This is a genomic window from Sivoneniella epilithica UHCC 1019 (assembly GCF_040830845.1).
GTDB lineage: Bacteria > Cyanobacteriota > Cyanobacteriia > Leptolyngbyales > Leptolyngbyaceae > ULC077BIN1.
Map to the genome: position 1 here is coordinate 1 of NZ_JBFPDP010000104.1, position 3,445 is coordinate 3,445.

Genomic DNA, 3,445 nt, shown 5'->3' on the forward strand with positions numbered 1-3,445 from the left:
TCCACTCTAAGTCATTGGAAAAGCTCAAATCCTAAGAAAGGTAAGTCACCTGACGAGCTACTACAAGCTACTAGAGCTAAAGACCCGGATGGCATCGGGTGGATTTATGTTTCAGAGATTATGCGATTCAAGCCTGAACGTGATCTACCTAGTGGCTTACTTTCCGAGTCTCAAAGTGAGCTACTGCCTTTTAATGCAGTGGATTCAGATCAAGTCAACCCCGTTAGCCCGTTAGGGTCGGAGCGTAGCGAAGAGGGTTGACGGGCAGGGGAACGCTATACTCTTGGGCTATTCCAGGGGGATGCACCACGATTCAGCCCTCACAGAGTTTTTTATAGCATCCCCCTGGAATATGCCACGCGGCGAGCGGTCTTCTCTGAATCCGTGAAATTTCGCGTTTTTGGAGAAGTAAGTGCGATCGCACTTCAAAAACGCGAAGCGACCTTCACTTGAATTATTAGGGATAACTCTGATTCGCGAGAATCGGTGTTATCCCGTCAGTGAAAGGAGTTGGGCGATTGGGGACAGTAAAAAATTAATAGTTTAAAGCTCAAAACCCGCATACGATTGGTTTACTACGACACAATCGAATACGCGGGTTTTGCATGTCTGATCCTGATGGGTCAGATTTACAGGTCTATGCTAATAGCATAACCTGTGAGTCTGACGATTCCAACAATCAGCAACCTGCTTTATCAGAAGTTAGTCCCAGCGATAAGCCTTGGGACAAACATCGTTCATTCGCTGATAAGGTGGAAGGCTTTTATCGAGGTAGTGAATTTTCATCCTATGGGGATAGAGTTCACTACTGCTCTGAGTTGCTTGGTTTTGGATTAGCGTTGCAAGATGATGACACGCTGAAACTGAAGCTGCGGTCTGCCAAATTTTGTAGGGTGAGACATTGCCCTGTTTGCCAGTGGAGACGCTCTTTGATGTGGAAGGCAAAAGCTTATAAGGTGCTACCAAAGGTCGTCGAGGAGCATCCTACCCATCGCTGGCTATTCCTAACTCTTACCCAGAAGAATGCACCCATCACAGAGCTACGAGATACCCTCAAACAGATGAATAAGGGATTTCAACGACTGGTGCAACTTAAAGCGTTTCCGGCTGAGGGATGGCTGCGTTCTACAGAAGTGACCAGGGGTAGAGATGGCAGTAGTCACCCTCATTTCCACTGTTTGCTCTTAGTCCCTAGTTCTTACTTTGGTAGAAAATATGTAAAACAATCTGAGTGGGTCGCAATGTGGCGTAAGTCAATGCGGCTGGACTATAACCCCATTTTGGACGTGCAGGCGGTCAAGCAGGGGGATAGACCAATGGAACTGATTCCTGAGCTATTAAAATATTGCGTAAAAGAGAGTGATCTGGTGAGCGATCGCGGTTGGTTTTTAGAGTTAACCCGGCAAATGCACAAAATGAGAAGTATTGCGACGGGTGGGGTTTTAAAAGAGTATCTCAGAGAGCTAGAAGAGGAGCCAAAAGATCTGATAGGTGAGAGTGATACACCAGAAGCTCAAGAAGGTAGCTCACTCTATTTCGGGTGGAAGAGGCGCGATCAGAAGTATCGAATGGTGAACTACGAGTAGCCTATCAAGAGAGCTACTATGCTAAAATCTCAGTGAGTTAAAAAGTGAGCTTCAGTGAGCTACTTAAATTCAAGGTTTGACAAAGCGTTTTAGAATGGTTCTGTTACACTATCAAACATTGATGCTGTTACAGCGTCAGAAGGTTGGCATGACTACTAGAGGTGGAAAACGGGAAGGCGCTGGTGGTAAACCAACATGGAGGTACGGGAAGACTAAGCCTGTAAGGGTTCCAGTTGCTCTTGCGGAAAAAATACTGGAGATTGCTAGAGTTTTAGATGAAGAGGGGCTAGAAAGCCCTGTAACAAATTCAAAGGTCATAGATCTGACGGGAATTGCTATTTATTCCTCAAAAGATGGAGCTATGGTGCGTTTGATGGATTTGCTTAGGGCTGGCTATGAGATTCAACCTGAGCGGTTAGTTAGAAATCTGAAAGTTAAGCCTAGTCTGAGTTCTGAGATTAATAACCTGCTAAAAGGACAGTATGAGTGAATCTGGGCAGTTACAACCCTTTCAGTTTGAGGGCTTAGAGGTTCGTTTTGTCGGAACAATTGAGGTGCCTGAGTGGGTGGCTCGTGACGTGGTTCTAGTTCTTTATGGAGAGGGCGCTCGTAACAACGTTACAAATTACTTGTCAAAAGTGCCTGTTGAGTGGAAGGGGATTAAACAGATTAATACCCCTGGTGGACGACAAGAGCTAACGACTCTTTATGAGCCTGGTCTCTATGCTTTAATTGCCCGATCTGAAAGTCCTTTAGCTGTCCCTTTTCAGAAATGGGTCTATGAAGACGTTTTGCCATCCATCCGAAAAACAGGTAGCTACTCTTTAGGTTCCGTAAATGCTGGCAATACCGATCTCCAGACGTTAAAACTGTCCAACGAGATTGACGAGCTTCGTATTAACAACATCCGGACTGGCTTGGATTTGATGTACGAACTTGGCGGTGTAGATGAGCGCACACAGTTGGCTGTCAAGGATATGGTTAGAGATATTATTCTTAAGGGCAGGCTGAAAACAGAGTCTCAACCTGGTAGTGTTCGTCAAGAAATTCCCATATCGGATCGTGCTAGAGATTTAGGTTATAGACCTAATTCAGGTCAACTTAAACAGATGGGGCGTGTTGCAGCAAAGCTCTACCGACTTGCAAACGACAACGCAGATCCTCCAAAGCGCGAACAGTTTGTAGACGGAACGACACGAATGGTCTTCTGTTACAACGAAGACCATTTGGACATTTTGGATAACGCGATCGCCTTGGTCATGGAAAAGCCTAAACAGCTTCCCCCTGCGTCCGACTTAGGCGACTCAGTATAGTGGCTAGATTGAACGACTCTACTCTAGCCACTATACTGAGTTAGTGACACACAAGTGAGCTACTAGAATGCCTACTGAAAATCGCAGAGTTGCGACATACCTTCCTAAAGAGCTAGACGATCGCCTTAAAGCTTTTATCACTGAACGTAGCCTGAAAGGTGACTCACCAGCGCTCATAGTGATTCTCTCTGAATATTTTCAAGTAGACATACTGGTAGCTCAAAAGGTAGATTATTCAGGTTTTGTAAGGATAGAGCAGTTTGAAGAGTTAGCGGCTAGAGTTTCTGAGCTAGCAATGGCAGCAGAAAGAAGTAATTCAAGCGGTAATCTACTTGGTAGCCTACCTGATGAGATGAGGCATTTGGCAGAACGACTGGATAGAGTGGAGGCAGTTAAAGTGCAGTGTCTACCGAGTAGAGCCGAAACTTGTTCTGTAGGTGAACTAGCAAAACGACTCAATATGGATGGCTCCACTCTAAGTCATTGGAAAAGCTCAAATCCTAAGAAAGGTAAGTCACCTGACGAGCTACTACAAGCTACTAGAGC

At 45.4% G+C, this 3,445-nt stretch carries 5 protein-coding genes; all 5 read left to right on the forward strand.

Annotated elements, in window-relative coordinates; genetic code table 11:
• Positions 1-261: hypothetical protein (locus tag AB3R30_RS26760; RefSeq protein WP_458652249.1), on the forward strand; the 261-nt coding region annotated here is incomplete at its 5' end.
• 344 nt (positions 262-605) lie between these two features.
• The gene (locus AB3R30_RS26765) at positions 606-1,586 is read left to right on the forward strand and encodes a protein rep (protein ID WP_458652250.1); all 981 of its coding nucleotides are present in this window, start codon (positions 606-608) and stop codon (positions 1,584-1,586) included.
• A 94-nt stretch (positions 1,587-1,680) separates the two neighbouring features.
• Positions 1,681-2,076: a hypothetical protein gene (locus AB3R30_RS26770; RefSeq protein WP_458652251.1), complete on the forward strand. Its 396-nt coding sequence runs from the start codon at positions 1,681-1,683 to the stop codon at positions 2,074-2,076.
• On the forward strand, positions 2,069-2,899 hold the full coding sequence (locus AB3R30_RS26775; RefSeq protein WP_458652252.1) for a BRO-N domain-containing protein: 831 nt from the start codon (positions 2,069-2,071) through the stop codon (positions 2,897-2,899). The genes AB3R30_RS26770 and AB3R30_RS26775 overlap by 8 nt, the downstream gene beginning before the upstream one ends.
• A 67-nt stretch (positions 2,900-2,966) precedes the next feature.
• Positions 2,967-3,445, forward strand: a 479-nt coding sequence (locus tag AB3R30_RS26780; protein ID WP_458652253.1) for a hypothetical protein, incomplete at its 3' end; no start/stop codon positions are given.